Here is a 16,792-nt window from a genome sequence, read left to right on the forward strand (position 1 = left end):
CCGGCGCCGCAGCCGCAGGGGCGGCCGCACCCGCCGTTGGCGCAGCCGGGGCCATGGCGCCGGCCGTCGGCGCCGTTGGCGCTGCAGCCGCGCCGGCTATCGGCGCCGCCGCGGCCCCAGCCGCAGCCGCCGCCCCTGCGGCCGGCGCCGTGGGGGCCGCCGCTGCGCTGGCGCAGGACAGCGGCATACTGCATTTTGTCCAGCACAGCGACACGGTGGGCAAGGCCTTGTTCGGCATTCTGCTGTTCATGTCGCTGATCAGCTGGTACCTGATTTTCGCCAAATCACTGCTGGGTCTGCGCAACCGCCACCGTTCCAAGAAGTTCCTGACCGAATTCTGGAGCGCCAGTTCGCTGGAGCAGGTCGAGAACGAGATCAGCACCCACGGCGCGAGCGAGCCCTTCGCGCACCTGGCGAGCCACGCCATCCATGCCCGCAACCACCACGTCAAGTACGGCGCGCTCAAGCTCGAAGAGAAGGGTTCCACGGGGGCGTTCGTCACCCGCACCATCCGCAAGGTCATCGATGAAGAAACCGCCAAGCTCGAGAACGGCCTGACGGTGCTGGCCTCCATCGGCTCGACCGCGCCTTTCGTCGGCCTGTTCGGCACGGTCTGGGGGGTTTACCATGCGTTGGTAGGCATCGGCCTGTCCGACGGCGTTACCATCAATCGCATCGCCGGGCCGGTGGGCGAGGCCCTGATCATGACGGGCCTGGGCCTGGCGGTGGCGATTCCCGCCGTGCTCGCCTACAACGGCTTCGTACGCGGCAACCGCGTCTACCTGTCGCACCTCGATGCCTTCGCGCATGATCTGTTCACCTTCCTGTCCACCGGGCAGCAGGTGGATGTCGGCGAGACCAAGGTGCGCAAGCTGCCTTCCGCGAAAAGGGGTTGATCCATGGCATTCGGCAGTTTCGACAGCAAGTCGGCCACCCATACGGTCTCGGAGATCAACATGGTGCCGCTGATCGACGTCATGCTGGTCTTGCTGGTGATCTTCATCATCACCGCCCCCTTGCTGAGCCACTCGATCAAGATCAATCTGCCGCAGGCCAGCGCCGAACAGGCCAAAGAGCAGCCCAAGGCCATAGACCTGGCGGTCGACGACCAGGGGCAAATCTTCTGGGACGACCAGCCGGTAGCCATGGACGCGCTGAAAGAGCGCTTCCAGGTGCAGGCCAGGCTCGATCCGCAGCCGCAGCTGCAGATCCGCGCCGACCTGAATACGCGCTACGAGGTGCTGGCCAAGATCATGGGCCAGGCCCGCATGGCGGGCATCAAGCACCTGGGCTTCATGACGCGGCCCCTGCCTACTTCGGGGACGCCCGATGCAGGCGCTGCCGCGGCGCCTGCTGCTGCGGCCGCACCCGCCGCGCCGCGATAGCCTGGGCTCGGGCCTGCCAGCCAACCAAGCCAACACAACTTAAGCCAAGTATCGCCTGGCCTGGTGGCCGGCGCCCCGGCCCCAGAGGCGCCGGCCACTGCTGATTTACCCCCTAATCCCGTTGCTAGTCCGGCGCACCGCTTCCTTGCTCATGGCCGTACCTCCCCGGCCGGCGGGGTGGCGCCTGCCCATAAAATCCCGGTTCGATATAGAATCACGGCATGCGAGTTCTAGTAATCGAAGACGACACCACGCTGGGCCACGCGCTGCAGGAATTCCTCGTTGAACAAGGCTATGCGGTGGATTGGCTGCAGGAAGGCGACCAGGTGCTGGGGGCGGTGGCCGGCCAGGCCTACGACCTGCTCCTGCTCGACCTGAACCTTCCCGGCATGAGCGGGCTGGACGTGTTGCGCCAGTTGCGCGTCAATGGGCAGCAGATCCCGGTACTGATTCTCACTGCCCGCGACGGCGTCGAAGACCGGGTGGCGGGCCTGGACGCCGGCGCCGACGATTACGTCACCAAACCGTTCGAATTGCCCGAACTGGCCGCACGGGTGCGTGCCTTCGCCCGCCGCCGGGCCGGGCAGGCCCAGCCCTTCATCGAGGCCGGCCCGCTGGTGTTCGATACCGTGGGGCGCGAGGTGCGCGTGCACGGCGAGCGGCTGGCCCTGTCGGTGCGGGAACTGTCGGTGCTCGAAATGCTCATGGGGCGTGCCGGGCGCGTGGTCACCAAGCGCCAGATCGTCAATTCCCTGTCCGCCTGGGACGCAGATTTCAGCGAAAACGCCGTCGAGGTCTACGTGTACCGCCTGCGCAAGCGCCTCGAAGGCACCGGGGCCGGCATACAGACCGTGCGCGGTTTCGGCTATCTGCTAGACGTAGAAAGTGCCGCCTGAGACGGCACGGTTCCCGCGCGGGTGCGCCGCGCGCGCATGCTGCCTGCGATATTCCGGCCCGGAACGCCGGCGCGGCATTCCTGATGGTTTGTACAGGCCCTAGGGGCCTGGATTTGGAGCGCGCGGCACCCTAATTATGTCCAACAGCACATCTTCCGCCCGCCCCCTGAGATCCCGGTTCGCGCCAGGCAGCCTGGCCGCGCTGATGCCGCGCGGCTCGCTGGCCCGGCATCTGGTGATGCGCCTGCTGCCGGCGGTGATCCTGCTGGTGCTGCTCGACCTGATCGCCATCTGGGCCATTACCCGCCAGATCAGCCTGGATGCCTGGCTGCTGGAAGATATTTTCTGGATGATGATCCTCAGCCAGGCGCTGCTGGTGCTGCTGTTCGCCTGGGTGCTGATCTCGGGGGTGCGTTCGGGGCTGGAGTCGATCAACCGCCTGTCCGAGGAAATCAGCCAGCGCTCCATCGACGACTTGCAGCCGCTGGATCCCTCCGGCCTGCCCACCGAAATCGCCCCGGTCGTCACACACTTCAACGATCTGCTGGTGCGCCTGGACGATTCCATGCAGGCGCAAAAGCGCTTCATCGGCCACGCCGCCCACCAGCTGCGCACCCCTCTCAGCGGCCTGAAGCTGGAATCGGAACTGATGCTCGCGCGCCAGCTGCCCGACGACGTGCGGCCGCGCGCCGAGCGCATCAAGAGCGTGACCGACCGCATGATCCGCCTGGGCCAGCAGCTGCTGGTGCTGGCCCGTGTCGATTCTTCCACCCAGCCGCAGGACAGCTTCGAGCGCCTCGACCTGTGCGAGTGGGCGCGCATCAGCGGCGCCGAATGGATCCCTTCGGCCCGGGCGGCGGGCGTGCAGCTGCACATGGTGGCCCCGGACGAGTCGGTATGGGTGGACGCCGATCCGCTGCTGCTGGAAGAAATGCTCAGCAATCTGGTCGACAACGCGCTGCGCTACGGCGCGGGCGCCAAGAACATACGCCTGATCATAGGGGCCAACCCGCCGTCGCTGGCGGTCGAGGACGACGGGCCGGGTATCGATCCGGCCGACAGCGAGCGGGTCTTCGAGGCTTTCTATCGTTCTCCGCGCGCCAACGTCGGGGGCTCGGGCCTGGGCCTGGCCATCGTGCGCGAGATCGCCCGCGCCCATGGCGCCTGGTGGAGCCTGACGAGCCGGCCGGCATTTCCCGGCACGCGCATCGCCATCGTGTTTCCGGGCCCGCGCATGGGCGCCCGGCTGACCAGGCAGGAATAATCGAATTGCAAAGGTATGAATCGTGACGACGCATGACGCTGCAAAAGAAGGCAAGCCCCCGGGGATGGCCGTATTGCTCGGGGCGCTGGGAGTGGTGTATGGCGATATCGGCACCAGTCCGCTGTACACGATACGTGCGTCGCTGTCCGAGTTCCATGTCCTGGATCAGGAGCACGTCCTGGGCGTGCTGTCGATACTGTTCTGGCTGCTGATACTGATCGCCTCGCTGAAGTATGTAATGCTGATATTGCGTGCCGATAACCGCGGCGAGGGCGGCACGCTGGCCCTGATGGAGCTGGCCGTGCGCGGCAAAAAAGGCCGTATCAGGTGGGTGTTGACGGTATTGGCCTTGATCGGCGCGTCGCTCTTCTATGGCGACAGCATGATCACGCCGGCGATTTCGGTGCTCTCGGCCATCGAGGGGGTGGGCGTGGTCTCGCATACGCTGGATCACCTGATCGTGCCGCTATCGGTGGTGGTGCTGGCCGCGCTCTTCATGATCCAGTCGCGCGGCACCGGCGCGGTGGGCAAGCTGTTCGGGCCCATCATGCTGTTGTGGTTCGTGGTCATAGGCCTGCTCGGCGCCTGGCGCATCGTGCAGACGCCGAGCATTCTGCTGGCGCTGAACCCCATGTGGGCCCTGACCTTCATTTCCGACGCGCCCTGGGGCACCTTCCTGCTGCTGGGCGCCGTGGTGCTGGCCCTTACCGGCGCCGAGGCGCTGTATGCCGACATGGGACACTATGGCCGCCCGGCCATACAGCGCGCCTGGTTCGGCCTGGTGCTGCCGGCCCTGGTGCTGTGCTACTTCGGGCAGGGCGCGCTGCTGCTGGCCGACCCCACGGCGATTGCCAATCCATTCTTCCTGCTGGCTCCGTCGTGGGCCCTGGCGCCGCTGGTGGCCCTGGCCACCGCCGCCACTGTCATTGCCTCGCAGTCCGTGATCTCGGGGGCGTTCTCGGTGACGCGCCAGGCCGTGCAGCTGGGCTTCTGGCCGCGCATGACGATCCTGCACACCTCGGCGCGCGAAGAAGGGCAGATCTATCTGCCGCGGGTGAACATGCTGCTGTTCGTGGCGGTGCTGATCCTGGTGCTGGCTTTCGAGTCGTCCGAGCGGCTGGCGCATGCCTACGGTTTTGCCGTCACGGGCACGATGCTGATGACTTCCATGCTGGCCTTCGCCGTGCTGCCCGGCCGTTCGACGGGCGCCCGGCGCGTATTGTGGATGCTGTTGCTGACCCTGTTCCTGGTGATGGACATTCTGCTGTTCTCGTCGAATGCGCTGAAGATCGTGGAAGGCGGCTGGCTGCCCATGATCGTGGGCCTGAGCATCCTGACGCTGATGCTGACCTGGAAGCAGGGCCGGGCCAAGATCCACGATACCCTGGCGGGCGACCATCAGCCCCTGAAGTCTTTCATGGAAGCGCTGGAGCAGTATCCGCCCACCCGGGTCGAAGGTACCGCGGTCTTCATGAGCATGATCGTCGACACGGTGCCGCCGGCGCTGCTGCACAATCTCAAGCACAACAAGATATTGCACGAGCAGGTGCTGTTCCTGCACGTGCGCAGCAGCGACGTGCCCTATGTGCCCTTCGACGAGCGTTTCGAGCTGCAGCGCCTGAGCCGCAGCAGCTGGCAGGCGGTGGCCACCTGGGGCTTCAAGCAAGAGCCCAATGTGCCGCAGCTGCTCGAGCAGATCGGCCACGAACACCCCGAGCTCAATCTGGATCCCATGCAGACCTCGTACTTCCTGTCGCGTCAGACGGTGATCGTGGTGCGCAGGCTGCCCTTGCGCATGCGCTGGCGGCGCAGCCTGTTCGCCTTCATGGCGCGCAACGCCACGCGCAGCACGCGGTTCTACAAGATTCCGCCGAACCGCGTGGTGGAAATGGGCATGCAGCTGGAGCTGTAGGGCCTGTACGCCCTAACGGTCATGGCGGGCGCCGCCTCTCCCGAGAATGAAAGGGGCTTCTTTCACATTAATACTAGTACGGCTTCGTGCCCTGTTCTCTTTTTGATCGCGCCGTATGAATGGGGGAGCCGCGCTGGCGCCCGGCGCCATAGGGCGCCGAGGCTCGGCCTTCAGGCCGAAGGCGGGGCGTCGGTATGCCGGGCGTCGCGCTTGCGCGCCGCCTGCATCAGCAGCATGGCGGTGACCGGCGCCGAGATGAACAGCAGCGGCACCAGCAGCAGTTCATTCAGCACCAGGTGGCCGGCGCGCGCCGACGAGAGCAGCAGCGACGCCAGCAGCACCGCCACCGCGCCCAGGGTGCTGCCCAGCGTGGGTGCATGGATGCGGGCATAGAAAGTCCTGAACTTCAGCAGGCCCAGCGAGCCCGTCAGCGCCAGCAGGCCGCCGGCCACGAGCAGCAGGGCGGCGGGCAGGGCAGCCCACAGCGGCAAGTCGTTCATGATGCCTCCCGGTTGCGCCTTGCGCTGTAGTTCCTGAAGAAGGATGCGCGCCCTTCGGGGCGCCGTGTGGTCGTGTTCATGGCTCTATCACCTCGCCGCGCAGCAGGAACTTGGCCATGGCCGCCGAGCCGACGAAGCCGAACAGGGCGATCAGCAGCGCAATCTCGAAGTACAGGCTGGTGCCGTCGCGCATGCCCAGCACCAGGACGATGAGCATGCCGTTGATGTACATGGCGTCCAGCCCGAGCACGCGATCCTGGGGGGTGGGGCCGCGCAGCAGGCGTAGGGCGGCGCAGGCCGTGGCCAGCGCCAGGCAGCCCAGCGCAAAGCCGCCTGCCCAGAGCAGTATGGAATTCATAGGGGTTTGCAGGCAAAAAGAGAACGGGGCGCAAAGCCGCGGACACCACACATAGTACGGCGAGGCGAAGCAGCATCCTTGTCTTTTTGATTGCTGTTCCTTGTCATTCGAATATCTCCATCAACGGGCTTTCGTAGCGTTGTTTGATGAGGTCGATCCAGTGCGATTCTTCATCCAGGTCGAGCACGTGCAGCGTCAGCGAGCCGTCGCTGGCCAGCTCTGTCCAGACGGTGCCGGGCGTGTAGGTGACGATGCAGGCCAGGAAGGCCAGGCCGTGCGGATCGCGCAGCTCCAGGGGGATGCGGATGAAGCCCGGGGTGGGCTGCTGCGTGCGCGACCAGATCAGGCGGGCGACCGCCAGATTCGAGCGGGCTACGTCCAGCGCCACCACGCACAGCAGCCGGGCGATCGCCCACGGCTTGCGCAGCCGCGAGCGCAGCGGCCGCAGCGCCATGGCGGCGCGTCCCAGCACCAGCGCCAGCGCTGCGCCCAGCAGAATCTGCGTGGGCGCCAGGGTATTGTTCAGCAGCAGCCACAGCAGCAGGAGCACGGCCGGCAGGGCCAGGAACGAAACATAGCGCTTCATGGCGAGCCCCTGCGGCTGCTGGGCTGCTCGAGCACGGCGTTGATATAGGTGGCTGGCTGATCCAGCGAGCTGGCGGTATCGTCCAGCATGCGCTGCACCGGCCCGGCCCAGACGGCCAGCGCGACGCATGCCGCCACCAGGATCGCCACCGGCGCGGCCTCGCTGACCCGCAGGCGCGGCACCACGATGTCCTCCTGGCTCCAGAACATGTGCATGCCGGCGCGGCTCAGGGCGATGATCGCGGCCAGGCTCGAGGCCAGCACCGCGCCCAGCAGCAGCCAGGCGTCGACGGGAAATGCCGATGTCGAAAGATCCAGTGCGGCCGACAGCAGTGAGAACTTGGCGAGGAACCCCGACAGCGGCGGCAGGCCGGCGATGACCAGCGCGCAGCTTATGAATGCCAGCCCCAGGAAGGCCATGGCCGCCGGGATGGCTACGCCCACCACGTCGTCGCTGTGGCCCGGGTTGGGGTCTTCCAGGCCGAAGGCCTCTTGGCTGACGGCCAGCATGTCCGCGCCGAAAGACTGGGTGCGGCCGATCATTTCGACCAGCATGAAGAAGGCGCCGGTGGCCAGCACCGAGCTGACCAGATAGAACAGCGCCGGCCCGGTGAGCGTGACGCCCGGCATGCCGAGCGCGGCGAGCAATGTGCCCGAAGACACGATGATGCAGTATGCCGCGATGCGCTCGCCGCGGTGGGCGGCGAGCAGCCCGAACATGCCGAACAGCAGCGTCAGCAGGCCGGCCGGGAACATCCAGGCCCCGCCGAATGCGGCCGGGGCGCCGGTGGGCAGCAGCAGCGAGCCGATGCGCAGCAGCGCGTACACGCCGACCTTGGTCATGATGGCGAATACGGCGGCCACCGGCGCGCAAGCTTCGCCGTAGGCCGCCGGCAGCCAGAAATTCAGCGGCCACGCGCCCGCCTTGATCAGGAAGGCCACGCCCAGCATGGCGGCGGCCGCCTCGAACAGGTGGCGGTCGCCGCCGCTGAGCTGGCCGGCCGCGAGCGCCAGGCTGGCCATGTTCAGCGTGCCGGTGACGCCGTATATCAGGGCGATGGCCACCAGCAGAATGAACGAGGCGAGCAGGTTGATGGCGATGTAGTGCAGCCCGGCGCCGACCCGCGCCTGGCCCGACCCGTGCAGCATCAGGCCGTAGGACGCCGCCAGCAGCACCTCGAAGAAGACGAACAGGTTGAACAGGTCGCCGGTCAGGAATGCGCCGTTGATGCCCATCATCAGGAATTGGAACAAGGGGTGGAAGTGCGCGCCTTCCCTGTCCCAGCGGGCGCAGGCGTAAATCAGGGTGGCGCAGCCCAGCAGTGCGCAGAGCGTGAGCATGACCGCGGCCAGGCGATCCACCACGATGACGATGCCAGCCTGCGCCGGCCAGTCGCCCAGCAGATACACGCTGATGCCTTGCGGCCACGAGTGTGGCGCCCAGCCCGCGGCCAGGCGCAGCAGCTGCACTGCCACCAGCAGCTGGATCAGCGCCGAGGCCAGGCCCAAAGCCTGGCGGGTGCGGCGCCGCGTGTCCTTGAGCAGCAGCATGGCCGCGCCTGCGGCCAGCGGCACGATGACAGGCAGTACCGGCAGGTGCACCCAAAGGTTCATTGATATGCCCTCCTGTCGCTGCGCGACATCCTCGCCGTAGGAGGGGTCGCGCGCCCTCCAGGCGGCCGGGCGGACGCGAACGTGTGACTGCCCACCTGTCGCTGCGCGCCATCCTCCCCGTGGGAGGGAGCGCGTCCTTCGGGCGGCCGGGCGGACGCGCTCATGGCTGCTCCTTCCCGTCGACGTGGTCGGTGCCGCTCAGGCCGCGCGAGGCCAGCAGCACGACCAGGAACAGGGCGGTGGTGGCAAAGCCGATGACGATGGCCGTCAGGATCAGGGCTTGCGGCAGCGGATCGGCGTACAGGGCCGGGTTGGCGCCCTTGGCCGCGTCGATGACCGGCGCCCGGGCCGCGATCAGGCGTCCCATGGCGAATATGAACAGGTTGACCGCGTACGACAGCAGCGACAGGCCCATGATGACCTGGAAGGTGCGCGGCCGCAGCAATAGCCAGATTCCGGAGGCGGCGAGCAGCCCGATGGCCGTGGCGAAGACGATTTCCATCAGAGGCTCCTGCGTTGCGGCTGGCCAGCGGCGCCGGCCGGCTGGCGGTACAGGCGCAGCGACTGGTGCGCCAGCACCAGCAGCATCAGTATGGTGGCGCCGATCACCAGCATGTACACCCCGATGTCAAAGACCAGTACCGAAGATACGTGCAGCGTGCCCAGCAGCGGCAGCGACAACTGCCACGAGCCTGCCGACAGCAGCGGGCGCAGCGACCACCAGGCCGATACGGCGGCGCCGCCGGCCAGCAGCAGGCCGATACCCATCCAGTACTGCGGGTGGATGCGCTGGCGCGACTCGACCCAGATGACGCCGCCGGCCATGTATTGCAGGATGATGGCGGTGGCCATGATCAGGCCGCCGACGAAGCCGCCGCCCGGCAGGTTGTGGCCGCGTAGCAGGAAGAACAGCGAAATCAGGGCGGCCACCGGCAGCAGCAGGCGCAGCAGCACGGCGGGCACCATCATGGGCCCGGCGGGCAGCGGCGCAGCCGGGTCGGGCGCCGGTGAGTCGTCGGCAGCGCCACGGCGCGGCGCCGGGATTTCCAGGCTTTCCGGCGGCGGCCTGAAGCGGCGCAGCAGCGCATACACACTGAGCGCGACGATGCCGAGCACGGTGATTTCGCCCAGCGTGTCGAAGCCGCGGAAATCCACCAGTATCACGTTGACCACATTGGTGCCACCGCCTTCCGGCAAGGCCTTTTCAAGAAAGAAGGCAGAGGTGTTGCTGCCGGCCGGGCGCGTCATGACCGCATAAGCCAGGGCGGCCAGCCCGGCGCCGGCCAGCAGCGCCACCACTAGGTCGCGGATACGGCGTGCCACGGCATCGGGCGCCGCCGCGGCAGCGTCGGAGCGCAGGCGGCGCGGCAGCCAGCGCAGGCCCAGCAGGATCAGCACCACTGTCACGACCTCGACGGCAAGCTGGGTCAGGGCCAGGTCGGGCGCCGAATACCAGACGAATGTCAGGCTGGTGACGAGGCCGGCCGCGCCAGTCAGCAGCAGCGCCGCCGGCCGGTGGAATTTGGCCTGCACCGCGGCGCCGATGGCGCAGGCGGCGCCGGCGATCCATAGCAGCGCGAACCAGGGGTTGACGGGGGCGGTCGGCTGCGGCCCGAACCAGGCCCCGTGGTGCAGCGGCAGCACGGCCGCGGCTATGGTAGCGACGAGGGCCAGCAGCAGTTGCGGCTGCAGGCGCGGCGAACTGCCGTATTCCAGGCCGCGCCGCGCAAGCTCGTCCAGCGCCTCCATGGTTGCCTCGTAGATGCGTCGGCCCGGATCCGGAAACAGTGGAACCTGTCCGGGCCTGGCGCGCCAGGCCGGACGCAGCAGCCAGTAAAGCGCTATGCCGCCGGCCATCGCCACCAGGCTCATGGCCAGCGGCAGATTAAAGCCGTGCCAAACGGCCAGATCGTAGTGGGGCTCGGCAGCGCCCAGAATGGAGCCGGTAGCGGCCTCGAGTACGGTCTCGACGGTGCGCGCCGGCAGCATGCCCACCACTAGGCAGGCCAGCACCAGCAGGGCGCTGGGCAGCAGCATCCAGTACGGCGGCTCGTGCGGCGGGCGCGGCAGGTCGTGGGCGGGCGGCCCGAAAAAGACCTGCAGGATGAAACGCAGTGAATACGCCACACTGAAGGCGCCGGCCAGCACCGCAAGTATGGGCAGGCCATACAGGCGCAGCCAGTCGCCGTTGATGAACACGGTTTCCGCGAAGAACATTTCTTTCGAAATAAAACCGTTGAGCAGCGGCACACCCGCCATGGAAGCCGCCGCCACGGTCGCCAGCACGGTGGTCAGCGGCATGCTGTGCCGCAGCCCGGACAGGCGGTTGATGTCGCGCGTGCCGGTTTCGTGATCGACAATGCCCGCCGCCATGAACAGCGAGGCCTTGAAAGTGGCGTGGTTGATCATGTGGAACACCGCGGCCACCAGCGCCAGCGGGCTGTTCATGCCCAGCAGCAGGGTGATCAGGCCCAGGTGGCTGATGGTGGAATAGGCCAGCACGCCTTTCATGTCCTGCTGGAACATGGCCGCGTAGGCGCCCAGCACCAGCGAGCACAGGCCCGCGCCGCCGACGATCCAGAACCATTGTTCGCTGCCGGACAGCACCGGCCACAGCCGGGCCAGCAGGAACACCCCGGCCTTGACCATGGTGGCCGAATGCAGGTAGGCCGATACCGGGGTAGGCGCGGCCATGGCCTGCGGCAGCCAGAAATGAAACGGGAACTGCGCGCTTTTGCTGAGCGCGCCCAGGGCGATGAGCGCGACGATGGCGGGATACCAGGGGTGGTGGCGCACCAGTTCGCCCGAGGCCAGCACGCGGTCGAGATCGTAGCTGCCGACGACGTGGCCCAGCATCAGCACGCCGGCCAGCAGGCACAGGCCGCCGGCGGCGGTGACGGCGAAGGCCATGCGTGCGCCGCGCCGCGCGTCGATGCGGTGGTGCCAGAAGGCGATCAGCATGAACGAGGACAGGCTGGTCATTTCCCAGAAAACCACCAACTGCACCAGGTTGCCCGACAGCACCACGCCCAGCATCGACCCCATGAACAGCAGGAAGAATGAAAAGAAGCGCGCGGTGGGATCTTGCGCCGACAGATAGTAGCGGGCGTACAGGGTGACGAGCGCGCCCATTATCGTCACCAGCAGCGCGAACAGCCAGGCGTAGCCGTCCAGGCGCAATGCCATGTCCAGCCCCAATTCCGGCGCCCAGGGGATGACGCTGCGCACCACCACGCCGCGGGCGATCTCGGGCCACTGCGCCAGCAGCAGCGCCACGCAGGCCAATGCCACCAGGCCGGTCAGCCACGCCTGCAGCCTGCGGGCGTCGCGCGGCAGCACGGCCAGCACGAGGCTGCCGGCAAGAGGCAGTGCCAGTATGAGTATCAGCGGCATCGAGGCTTACGCGAATCTGAAGATGAAGGGCTTCAATAATACGATACAGATGGGTATTGCGTTCTATGCCGCGTTGCCATGCGCGCTGCCGCTGTCGGCGCTAGCCGCCGGGGCCACCGGGCTGCGGCCCGGATCGCAGCGAAAATAAAAACGCCCCGCAGGCTGCTGCAGGGCGGTATGTGCAAGAACGCGGCGCCGCGGAGCGCCGCAGTTTGTTGCGAAAAGGCGAAAATTAACTGCCGGCCGGAACCGTGATGGTGGTTTCCCTGAGAATGCCGCCGCTTTCGACGCTGCCCCTGGTCACCGTGTTCTGACCGGACATTTGCATCATGCAGTCTTGCTGCTGGCCCGCGGGCAGGGACTTGCAGCGATTGGTGGAGTCTTGCTGGTAGTCGTGGCTGCCCGAGACCAGGCGATTGCGCTTGGCTTCTTCGTAGGCCGCGCCGGCTTCCTTCATGCAGGTGGCGCGGCTTTCAGTTGTGGCGCTGCTTTTGCAGAAGGCGACGTCGGACTGGTATTGGGCGCGCAAGTCGGCGTTTCTGCTGGGGCCTGCGGCCATTGCTACCGAGGAAAACAATCCAGCGCTCAGCAGGCCGGCGGCCAGGGTCTGACACGTAAGTTTCGATACACGAAAAGCCATATTTTCACCTCTGTGTGTTGTTGAACCTCGAAGCTACTATGAGCCAAGTATAAAACCGTTTGCGCCGGGCCGGTTACAGTTAGGTGCCTGTTTAGCCGGCGTAGAAACATTTTTCTACTCAAGGGCCTTCATACCGGCATGCTGGTCAAAAATGCCAGCAATTTGTTACCGTAATTGCTGTCGTTGCACTCGATTCCGCAGCTTCAGGCCGTTGCCATGTTGCGCTGCCGCAGCCCGCAAGACGCGAGTGGCGGCCGCAATGGGCCGGTGGGTATTTGGGGGACGCCTTGTTCCGTGCTCTTATTCGAGCTGCAATTCGGCAATTTGTTCCCGTTTTTTTCGCGACCGCTTTTTCCTCCGGCAGCGCGCGTTTTTCATTGCATACTATCGGCAACACCATGACTACACACAAGTCCAGAATTCCGCAGCTGCTTGGCCGGCTGCCCCTTTTCGACGAGTTTTCGCAGGAAGAGCTGGCGCAGATCGCGCCGGCGGTTGCGGAAGTCGAGGTGGCGCGCGGCGGCGTGGTGTTCCGCCGCGGCGACCCATGCACCGGGTTTCACTGCGTGGCGTACGGCCAGGTCAAACTGACGGTGGTATCGCCCGAAGGCGACGAAAAGGTCGTGCGCATCGCCGGCCCCGGCGACAGCTTCGGCGAAGCGCTGATGTTTTTGAGCAAACCCTATATCGTCTCGGCGCAGGCGCTGGCCGACACCTTGCTGTTGTTCATTCCGCAAGCCACGGTGTTCGAAGGGCTGGAGCGCGACGGGCGCTTTGCGCGCAAGATGCTGGCCGGCCTGAGCCGGCGCCTGCAAGGCCTGGTCGCCGATGTCGAGGCCTATTCGCTGCGTTCCGGTGCGCAGCGGGTAATAGGCTATCTGTTGCGCACGCAGGCCCTGGAACAAGGCTCGCGCGTCAGCCTGGATGTCAGCAAGGCGGTGCTGGCCTCGCGCCTGAACCTGACGCCCGAGCACTTTTCCAGGATCCTGCACGACTTGTCGGCGGCCGGCCTCATCGAGGTGCAGGGCAGGGACATCACCCTGCTGGATCCCGACAGGCTGCGGGCCTACGGCTGATCCTCTGAAACGCTGAAACGCTGAGATCGGCAGGTGCCCGCCGTTCTACGCCCGGCGCTGTGCTCGTCCGGCGCCATGCTCATTCGGCGCCCAATATCTATTCGGAGCCCAGTATCATTCGGCGCCCAGCATCGTATTGGAGAAATCACAATGCCTTGCGGCGATTTCCGCGATGTGCGTGTGGAAGTCGTCGTCGACCTGTTTCCTGAAATAAGCGGAATACAGGATGCGTGGCGCGGCCTTGGAAGTCTGCAGCCTGACCAGGCGCCGGGTGCCGACCATGGGCATGAAATAGTCCTGGGGTATGCAGCTGATGCCTATGCCCGACATGCAGAGGCTGGCGGTAGCGATCAGGTTGTTGATGGTGAATATATTGCTGGCCGCCTTGTGGGGCAGCAGCCAGGCATCGTAGATTGCGCTCAGCGCCGATTCGTTGCTTTGCCGTATCAATGGCATCTCGGCGATTTCCCGGGCGTGGTAGACATGATCCGGGTTTAGCGACTTGCCGCCCACCCACATCAGATCCAGATAGCGCAGGGGGATTTCCTGGAAATCGTTGGGCATGGAGCGAGCCTGCATGAAGGCCGCGTCTATCTTGCCGGCGGCCAGCATTTGCCGCAGTTCGCCCGACATGCCGATCACCGCGTCGACGTGGATTTCGGGGTAGCGGTTCTTCAAGTGGTCGATGAGGTTCGGCAGCCAGGTGATGGCGCTGATTTCCGTGACGCCCAGAGTCAGCTTCTTGTGGGTGCGCGCCCGGTGCTTGAAATCGCGCGACAGCCGTTCGCGGTGCGCCAACAGTTCTTCGGCGATAAGGAAAATTTCCTGCCCCTGTGCGCTTAGGGTCTTGTGCCTGCCCTCGCGCACGAAGAATGGCACGTCGAAAATACTTTCCAGTTGTTGCACACGCTTGGTGACCGCCGACTGCGTGGTGAACAGCTTCTGCGCGGCCGCCGAAAAGGTGCCGAGCTTGACCACCCAATAAAGCGCTTCCAGCTGCTTGTACGTGAACATAAGTGCGGCGGGTTTTCAATATATTCTTAAAAGGAATGTATTGATTGTAATTAAATTAGCTATACGGAATAGTTGGCTTGGTCAAAAATACATACTTTCAACCAAGCACGGCTTGCAAGCCCGCATTCGCGGCGCCTGTCGGCCACTTAGCCGGACGGACAAGACAGTGGATTTTGCAGAGATGTTTTCTGGTGTTGCCACCTCGCTCATCAGCGACAGCATGGATCGCTTGTGCGGCACGCACGCGCTCAAGCCCATGCATGGGGAAGGCCAGTTGGTGGGCAGGGCGCTGCCGATAAAGGTGGCTCCTGGCGATAATCTGTATATCCACTTGGCGCTGCGGCAGGTTCAGGCGGGCGATGTGCTGGTGATCGACGGCGGCGGCAGCGTGGATCGCGCCCTGATCGGGGAAATCATGATGTCGGTGGCGCGCATGCGTGGCGCCGTGGGTTATGTCATCGATGGCGCGGTGCGCGACGTCACGGCATTTTCCGAGCAGCGGTTTCCCTGTTTTGCCCGAGGCGTTACCCACAAGGGGCCCTACAAGAACGGCCCGGGCGTCATCGGCGAGCCGGTGGCGATAGACGGCGTGGTGGTGCACGCCGGCGACATCGTCGTGGGCGACAGCGACGGCGTGGTGTTCGTGCCGCAGGCCCGGGCCGAGCGGGTCAGCGGCCTGGCGCGCGCCAAGTTGCGCGACGAGCAGGCCATTCTGGCCGGCATCGCCCGCGGCGTATACGACGACAGCTGGATAGACGCCAGACTGGCGTCCTGAGAAAACCCGAATTCACAAATGCAAGGGCATGGACATGCCCGGAAAGGAGATGCTATGCGGATCATCAGGAAACACATGACGGCCAGCGTGCTGGCCGGCGTATTGGCGGCCAGTTGCGGACTGGCCCGGGCCGCGGCATTCCCCGACCATGCCATCCAGCTGGTGGTGCCATGGGCGCCCGGCGGGGCCACCGACGTCATCGGCCGCTTCATTGCCAAGGGCTTGAGCGAACGCGTGGGCCAGGCGGTGGTCGTCAACAACAAGGCCGGCGCCGGCGGCAATATCGGCACCGCCTCGTTCGTGCGTGAGAAACCCGATGGCTACACGCTATTGGTGGTGACCAGCTCCACCAATGCCGCCAACCCGCATCTGTATTCGCGCCTGGGCTTCGACCCGAAGAAGAGTTTCGCGCCCGTGGCCTATATCGGTTCGATCCCCAACGTGCTGGAGGTGCCGAAGTCTTCGCCTTTCAATAGCGTGGCCGAGTTCCTCGACTACGCCAAAAAGAATCCCGGTAAATTGAACTACGGCTCGGCTGGTGTGGGCTCTTCGCAGCATCTGGCTTCGTCGCTGCTGGTGCACCTGACCGGCATCCAGGTGACGCACATTCCCTACAAGGGCAGCGGCCCGGCGGTCAGTGACTTGTTGAGCAAGCATCTCGATTTCATGATCGACACCGGCTCGATCTCGCAGGTGCAGGCAGGGGCACTGAAGGCCCTGGCCGTGGCGTCCAGGACGCGCCTGACCGAGCTGCCCAATGTGCCCACTTTCGCCGAAGCCGGCGTCGCGGGCATGTATGCGTCGGCCTGGTACGGAATTGCCGCGCCCGCCGGCACGCCGGCGCCTGTCTTGGCCGAACTGAACAAGCAGATCAATTTGGTGCTGGCCGATCCGGACATCCACAAGAAGCTCGAAGCCATGGGCGTGCAGGTCGGGCCGGCCCAGACGCCGGAACAATTTGCCAAGTTCATGTCCGAAGAAGTCGACCGCTACGGCGACCTGGTGAAATTGTCGGGCGCGAAGATGGAATGAACTGTGCGGCCTCTGGGTCGGGATGAGCCGACCCAGGGGGCTGTCATCGACTATGGTGTGAAGGCCAAGCTACGGACGTAGTACCGGTCGCCCCCAAGGCTGGATGTATGTTCAGCCCTTGGGGGTGATTGTTTTGAAGGGACAAATGCCGGAGCTTGCCGAAATTGAAAATCCTGCGGTGGTAAGTCTCGCAGGATAAGGCTAGAGCGTTTTTGATTTACATATTTACAACCACGAGAGATGAAGTAATTGATGTACTCGCGAGAGGTAGATAGATCCGGGATCCTACTAATCTCCTGATACATGGAGTCCGCGGTACGCTTGGCCGGCCGCCGCAATAGCGCTTTG

16 protein-coding genes are annotated in these 16,792 nt (G+C 65.3%); 8 read left to right on the forward strand and 8 right to left on the reverse strand.

The features are described from left to right. The 5 genes from CEY11_RS21495 to CEY11_RS21515 all read left to right on the forward strand — a co-directional run. The coding region (locus tag CEY11_RS21495) for a MotA/TolQ/ExbB proton channel family protein (protein WP_408608157.1) at nucleotides 1–896 on the forward strand (896 nt) is incomplete at its 5' end. 3 nt (nucleotides 897–899) lie between these two features. Further along, nucleotides 900–1,385: an ExbD/TolR family protein gene (locus CEY11_RS21500; RefSeq protein WP_088605486.1), complete on the forward strand. Its 486-nt coding sequence runs from the start codon at nucleotides 900–902 to the stop codon at nucleotides 1,383–1,385. A 221-nt stretch (nucleotides 1,386–1,606) separates the two neighbouring features. Beyond that, entirely contained in the window at nucleotides 1,607–2,281 is a 675-nt protein-coding gene (locus CEY11_RS21505) for a response regulator transcription factor (RefSeq protein ID WP_088605487.1), read from the forward strand. 205 nt (nucleotides 2,282–2,486) lie between these two features. Further along, on the forward strand, nucleotides 2,487–3,545 hold the full coding sequence (locus tag CEY11_RS21510) for a sensor histidine kinase (RefSeq protein ID WP_088605488.1): 1,059 nt from the start codon (nucleotides 2,487–2,489) through the stop codon (nucleotides 3,543–3,545). 64 nt (nucleotides 3,546–3,609) lie between these two features. Beyond that, a complete protein-coding gene (locus tag CEY11_RS21515) occupies nucleotides 3,610–5,457 on the forward strand; it encodes a potassium transporter Kup (protein WP_088605489.1) in 1,848 nt (615 codons plus the stop codon). A gap of 170 nt (nucleotides 5,458–5,627) precedes the next feature. Here CEY11_RS21515 and mnhG read toward each other — a convergent pair whose 3' ends face one another. The 7 genes from mnhG to CEY11_RS21550 all read right to left on the reverse strand — a co-directional run bounded on the left by mnhG (nucleotide 5,628) and on the right by CEY11_RS21550 (nucleotide 12,547). Further along, entirely contained in the window at nucleotides 5,628–5,957 is a 330-nt protein-coding gene (mnhG, locus tag CEY11_RS21520) for a monovalent cation/H(+) antiporter subunit G (protein WP_088605490.1), read from the reverse strand. Nucleotides 5,958–6,033: 76 nt separating this feature from the next. Then, nucleotides 6,034–6,315 (reverse strand): K+/H+ antiporter subunit F, encoded by a 282-nt coding sequence (locus CEY11_RS21525; RefSeq protein WP_088605491.1) that lies wholly within the window; start codon nucleotides 6,313–6,315, stop codon nucleotides 6,034–6,036. Nucleotides 6,316–6,418: 103 nt separating this feature from the next. Next, nucleotides 6,419–6,901, reverse strand: a complete 483-nt coding sequence (locus tag CEY11_RS21530) for a Na+/H+ antiporter subunit E (protein ID WP_088605492.1) — start codon at nucleotides 6,899–6,901, stop codon at nucleotides 6,419–6,421. Next, nucleotides 6,898–8,514: a monovalent cation/H+ antiporter subunit D gene (locus CEY11_RS21535; RefSeq protein WP_088605493.1), complete on the reverse strand. Its 1,617-nt coding sequence runs from the start codon at nucleotides 8,512–8,514 to the stop codon at nucleotides 6,898–6,900. Before CEY11_RS21535 ends, CEY11_RS21530 begins: the two co-directional genes overlap by 4 nt. Before the next feature lie 160 nt (nucleotides 8,515–8,674). Then, nucleotides 8,675–9,016, reverse strand: coding sequence for a Na+/H+ antiporter subunit C (locus tag CEY11_RS21540; protein WP_088605494.1), 342 nt, complete (start codon nucleotides 9,014–9,016; stop codon nucleotides 8,675–8,677). After that, complete coding sequence (locus CEY11_RS21545) at nucleotides 9,016–11,907, reverse strand: monovalent cation/H+ antiporter subunit A (protein WP_088605495.1); 2,892 nt, start codon at nucleotides 11,905–11,907, stop codon at nucleotides 9,016–9,018. Before CEY11_RS21545 ends, CEY11_RS21540 begins: the two co-directional genes overlap by 1 nt. A gap of 232 nt (nucleotides 11,908–12,139) precedes the next feature. Then, the gene (locus CEY11_RS21550) at nucleotides 12,140–12,547 is read right to left on the reverse strand and encodes a hypothetical protein (protein WP_143323011.1); all 408 of its coding nucleotides are present in this window, start codon (nucleotides 12,545–12,547) and stop codon (nucleotides 12,140–12,142) included. Between the two features lie 398 nt (nucleotides 12,548–12,945). Here CEY11_RS21550 and CEY11_RS21555 point away from each other — a divergent pair, with 398 nt between their 5' ends. Continuing rightward, the gene (locus CEY11_RS21555) at nucleotides 12,946–13,623 is read left to right on the forward strand and encodes a Crp/Fnr family transcriptional regulator (protein ID WP_088605600.1); all 678 of its coding nucleotides are present in this window, start codon (nucleotides 12,946–12,948) and stop codon (nucleotides 13,621–13,623) included. Nucleotides 13,624–13,737: 114 nt separating this feature from the next. On the opposite strand, the gene CEY11_RS21560 is transcribed toward CEY11_RS21555, so the two are convergent. Continuing rightward, nucleotides 13,738–14,637 carry a LysR family transcriptional regulator gene (locus CEY11_RS21560; RefSeq protein ID WP_088605497.1) on the reverse strand — a complete coding sequence of 300 codons (900 nt, stop codon included), beginning with the start codon at nucleotides 14,635–14,637 and terminating at the stop codon, nucleotides 13,738–13,740. Nucleotides 14,638–14,803: 166 nt separating this feature from the next. Here CEY11_RS21560 and CEY11_RS21565 point away from each other — a divergent pair, with 166 nt between their 5' ends. Both CEY11_RS21565 and CEY11_RS21570 read left to right on the forward strand, forming a co-directional pair. Next, the gene (locus tag CEY11_RS21565; protein WP_269845303.1) at nucleotides 14,804–15,412 is read left to right on the forward strand and encodes an RraA family protein; all 609 of its coding nucleotides are present in this window, start codon (nucleotides 14,804–14,806) and stop codon (nucleotides 15,410–15,412) included. Nucleotides 15,413–15,466: 54 nt separating this feature from the next. Then, the gene (locus CEY11_RS21570) at nucleotides 15,467–16,444 is read left to right on the forward strand and encodes a Bug family tripartite tricarboxylate transporter substrate binding protein (protein WP_088605499.1); all 978 of its coding nucleotides are present in this window, start codon (nucleotides 15,467–15,469) and stop codon (nucleotides 16,442–16,444) included. Nucleotides 16,445–16,792 lie beyond the last annotated feature (348 nt).

Origin of the sequence: Candidimonas nitroreducens (assembly GCF_002209565.1) — a bacterium.
Lineage (GTDB): Bacteria > Pseudomonadota > Gammaproteobacteria > Burkholderiales > Burkholderiaceae_B > Candidimonas > Candidimonas nitroreducens.